The organism is Johannesbaptistia floridana (genome assembly GCF_057440575.1).
On sequence record NZ_JALKVM010000053.1, the window covers coordinates 1 to 3,830 of the forward strand.

General features: G+C 37.3%; 3 protein-coding genes. All 3 read right to left on the bottom strand.

Annotated features, from left to right (window positions below; all coding sequences use genetic code 11):
• Nucleotides 1-414 precede the first annotated feature (414 nt).
• The 3 genes from MW688_RS03915 to MW688_RS03925 all read right to left on the bottom strand — a co-directional run bounded on the left by MW688_RS03915 (nt 415) and on the right by MW688_RS03925 (nt 3,742).
• A complete protein-coding gene (locus tag MW688_RS03915; protein ID WP_486734610.1) occupies nt 415-1,746 on the bottom strand; it encodes a site-specific DNA-methyltransferase in 1,332 nt (443 codons plus the stop codon).
• 3 nt (nt 1,747-1,749) lie between these two features.
• Complete coding sequence (locus MW688_RS03920; protein ID WP_486734611.1) at nt 1,750-2,607, bottom strand: bstEII; 858 nt, start codon at nt 2,605-2,607, stop codon at nt 1,750-1,752.
• A gap of 271 nt (nt 2,608-2,878) precedes the next feature.
• Nucleotides 2,879-3,742 (bottom strand): hypothetical protein, encoded by an 864-nt coding sequence (locus MW688_RS03925; RefSeq protein WP_486734612.1) that lies wholly within the window; start codon nt 3,740-3,742, stop codon nt 2,879-2,881.
• Nucleotides 3,743-3,830: the final 88 nt, after the last annotated feature.

The window sequence follows — 3,830 nt, forward strand, 5'->3', positions numbered from 1 at the left end:
ATTTCAAATTCTTACAGATACTGTTTTCTGTTGCGCGATTGTCTGTGAACGGCCAGGCTACACGCAGTGGGGGATTTTTTAACCACCCCTCTCCTTTCTATTTCAAAGATACAGCGCAGGCAGCAAAAAGACGAAATTGGCGAAGCTTGGCTTTTTGCTGACTGTGCGGATTTCTTATCCACCCTTTTTCATTTCTAAGATTTTACCCCCATTGTGTGTAGCCCTGTGTTGGGTGCAGGGCGGGTCGGCTGTGAGCCCGAGCAATTGCCGCACATAAGAGCCCTTAGGCGAGGATGTGCGCAGTGCCGGGCGGGAGGGAGGGCTCCTCCCGGTAGGGCTTGCACCCAACGGGTTGTGCAGCCGCAGTACGGAGCGCAGCGGAGTATTGTCGGCTGCACTGTGTTCCACACCGTTTTATTTCTTATTCTTTAACTCCTCAAAAACCTCTTCGGCTTCTTTATAAAACCTTTCGTCAGCAAAGAAAGAAAAGTTATCACACTCTGATGAATTCACATTATATTTAGTCTTCGGCTCAAATAAAGTCATTTGATCTTTTGAGTCTTTGCTTCTTTTATCTTTTTTCTCTACATAATCACCCATTTCCTCTAAACCAGAAAAGAAACGTTTGAAAATACTACGTATTGCTTCTAAACTATTATCAACACCTATCCACCTTCTTCCTAATTGATTTGCAACATCTAAAGTAGTACCTGACCCTGAAAAGCAGTCTAAAACGATATCCCCTTGGTTTGAAGAAGCATTAATTATTCTTTCAAGTAAAAAAGGATTTTTTTCAGTAGGGTATCCTGTAATCTTGATATTTTGGTTAACTGAGTCTTGAACATCTAACCAAATATCTTGAACAGGGACTCCCTTATCCTTATCAAAATAGACTTTTCTTCTAGGGTTTCCGTTCGAGGACCAATAGATATCGCCATTGGCATCTAATTCATCTAGTTTTGATGGAGTATATTGCCAATGTTTTCCTTTAGGTGGCATTTTTCCCCTCCATGGCTTACCTGTTTCGCCATTTCTAGTACCGGGTGCATGAATTGGTACTTTCTTATATCGACGTCCTGTTTTTTCGTCTATACACGGATATTCTTTTTTTATTTTTTCTTCAGACCAGGGAATTGTTGCTCTTTTCCATGTAAAGTCGTCTGACTTAGAATAAAATAATATATAGTCAGAAATATTTCCATAGGTACTTTTTGTGTAATTTTTGTTACTGCATTTCTTTCTAGTAATAAAACCTCTAAAGTTCTTCGCCCCAAAAACTTCATCTAAAATTAATTTAGCCTCAAAAGCCATATTGCTATCTAAATGAAGGTAAAGTGACCCATTATCCGAAAGTAACTCTCTCAATAAAATTAACCGACGACGCAAAAACTCTATAAAATGACTTCCAATCAAATCGTCTTTATAGGAGCTTTTTTGATTACGGGAATAGAATACGCTGTTTGTACCGTAAGGAGGGTCTATATATATTAATGAAACCTTACCCTTGAACTCCTGCTGGTTATGTAGATATTTCAGAACATCTAAGTTGTCTCCATAAAAAAGCAAATTATCACCTTCGGTATCTGAGACTCTTTTATAGTTCTGAAGTGCCTCGCTATTTGTCAAATCCTCCTTAGAAGTTTTACCTTTATAGGATATCTCATATTCAAAACTATTATCGAAAATTTCGTCTGAAATAATCGTAGTTCCGTCAGCCCATTTATTTTTAGTTATGCCTGTTGCCATTTGTTAAGATTTTAGCCAATCCATAGTGATTCTTTCCACAATCATCCTCAAGGTCACTACAATTATATCATCAGAGCTGTCCTCAATATATGCGTAATCATTCCACATGGAACCTAATAATAAGCCTGGTCCATCATTCACAAAGATGATTTTAGTTCGTAAATCTTTCCCTTTTGCGTACTGCAAGAGTTCATTGGCTGCATTCCTATTCCCTCCAGTTCGATCATCCTCTTGTGCGCCACCTCTATCCCCATCATATCTTGCAAATCCTATTGCAAGTATATCATCACCCTCTTTTATCATAAAGTCTGCGGGTCTATCTGGCTTAGGATAGTCTTCAAACACCTCTCCAAGTAGAATATCTCTTCCTGCTCTCTCAGGACCTGATATATCTAATTCAGGAAACTTGCTTCTCAAAAGCTCAAACATTCTTTCAGTGAGGTCATAACCTTTTTGTCCACGACTTTTATACTCCCAAAGCAATGCACACAAAGCTTCATCAGGCATAGGTCTTGATAAAAATGCCTTTTGAACTTCAACAACTGGACGAAACTGTTTTCCAAACTCTTCACAAATCCATTTTGCTTTCGTTTTCTTTTTTAACATCTCTACAGGAGTACTGGGACTTACATATTTCCTAAAAACTCTTGCTAGTTGTATTCTCATCCAAGGTTGTTTTACCTCGGAAATCATCATAAACAACCTATCTGAACTCTCTGATTGCCTTAAAATCTGTCCAAACAACTCAAGAACCGGACGATATAGATTACATGCGTCCACCAAAATATCAGGATAGAATTCTCCTGTGGCTAGAGTAATCCAATTTGCACCATCTTCTTTGTACTCACTAAATTTTTTCATTTACCTTTCTTTGCTGCGAAGATAGTGAAACATTCCTATGTCTCTATTTCTACGTTGTTTGTTTATAAATGGTGTGGAACGGCCCGGCTACGTGCTGTGCCGGATTCTAAATTTACCATTTTCTTTCATTTCACAAATGCTAGCGCAGGCAGCAAAAGGAGAAACTGGCAAAGCCTGGCTTTTGCTGCCTGCGCGGGTTTTTCAATCTCTATTTTCCTCTCGAAGATTTTTACCGGCATGGCATGTAGCCATTGTTATGTCCTGTTCAAATTTAATTACATTCTTGAATAATCTCAATCCCACTAAAGTCTGAGCTGTAAAATGATTCCCCGACATAGAACCTTAGAGGGTTATCCATCTGAGATAATTTTTCTTTAAGAAAACAAAATTGGTCTATGTCAAACTCACCAATTACTTTTGTATTACTCAATATATTATTACCATCTAAATTAGCAAGCCATTCCAAGTTCGAATTACTAGTATTTGATATCTTTAAATCTAAGAAGCAAAAAGTAGACGAATCCTCAAATAAGTCAGAGTTCGTGTTTACAAAATCAAATTGTAAGCTTATATCCTCACACTTTTCAGGAATGCTTTTCTGTAGATTCACCTGATTTAAAGCAGTATTCCATCGAAAATTCAAATAGCTGTACAATTCTAGTTTTTGGAAATTGATCGTTATTAAGGAATCATTGCTTATAATATCTATCCCATTTTCTTCAATTCTCTGCAAATCATTCATTTGTATGGTTTTAAGCGCCGAATTACCAAAAACGAAAATATCATCGCTTACCATTTTTATTTTTGGAAGATCTATTGTGGTTAAGGTCGTATTTCCACGAAAATCCAACTCGCCAACGTATTCAAGGTTTGGTAAATGTATTCTTTCTAACTTACTACTGCGGAAAGATAACTCTCCTGTAACCTCTGTTAGATTTAAAAGAGCACTCAAATCATTTATATCATACCCTATGGTGATATCGCCTTCGAAAACCACCATATCATCCAGTTCCTTTTGAAAATCATTCAACTCTTCTTGAGTAGTCCAATAGTGTATTTCTAGTACCTGTTGTTCTTCTTTTTCTGAGCATGAACTTAAAATAAAAAAGACTAAAATTAGATTTAAATATTTCATAGTTAACCCTCTTAATTTTCATTACAAATAGGACATAACGGCCCGGGCTACACGCAGGCCGGGATTCCTGAAAATAATCTTTTCATCC

Coding starts and splice junctions, on each gene's coding strand:
- MW688_RS03915 (WP_486734610.1), bottom strand. CDS start 1,746: ATGGCAACAGGCATAACTAAAAATAAATGGGCTGACGGAACTACGATT.
- MW688_RS03920 (WP_486734611.1), bottom strand. CDS start 2,607: ATGAAAAAATTTAGTGAGTACAAAGAAGATGGTGCAAATTGGATTACT.
- MW688_RS03925 (WP_486734612.1), bottom strand. CDS start 3,742: ATGAAATATTTAAATCTAATTTTAGTCTTTTTTATTTTAAGTTCATGC.